Genomic DNA, 692 nt, shown 5'->3' with positions numbered 1-692 from the left:
GGTTCTGGCCGTCGAGGCCGGTCATGCTCAGACTGTCGAGCCAATCGAGGCCCTGGAGAATGCCGCTCTGCGCAGTCGCCTGAGGCGCCGCCTGGGATGCGTCCGGGCTTGCCGGCGCGGTCGCGAACGGCGGCGGGGGCACGCCATTGCGCGGGAATGTCGGCGGCAGGCCCGCGTCCTTCTTGGAGGCCACGCCGGTGGCCAGCGGTTTTGCGGTGTCACCGGCCGAGACTGTGACGGTGCCGTCCGGCGCGATGCGGATCGCGAGTTCGGCATCAACGAGATTGAGGCTTTCCGCGCGCAGGTGCCCCATCAGCAGACCGGCACCCGACAGTTTCACCTCGGCCTTCGGCGCGGTGGCGACGATGGCATGGTCCTGGTCGCGCACGATGATGTCGCGGATGCGCACGGCGATACGGATTCGCCCGGCCCGCTCGATCTGGGTGCCGCCGACCTCGACCGTGTTGCCGTGACCGATGTTGTCCTCGATCGCCGCCGCAAGCCAGGGCGTCGCGATGTCGAGATTGATCGGGCCGGCGCCGAGCCGCCACCACAGCGCGCCGAAACAGCCGACGAAGATAACGACGAGGGCGCCGACGACGATGGCCATGCGCTTCAGCCAGCGACCGCCGCCCAGCCAGCTGCGCAGCGATCCGATCCCGTCGCCGAAGCGATGGAAGCCCGAATTGGAA

Annotated in this window: 1 pseudogene; it reads right to left on the bottom strand. The window is 69.2% G+C overall.

Annotated elements, in window-relative coordinates:
* Positions 1-692: pseudogene (locus tag AC1D00_RS44035) on the bottom strand (YhdP family protein); the annotation flags it as partial.

The organism is Bradyrhizobium sp. P2_E8, from assembly GCF_056403875.1.
The sequence above is the reverse complement of the archived record's forward strand: the minus strand, read 5'-3'. Positions and strand labels throughout refer to the sequence as shown.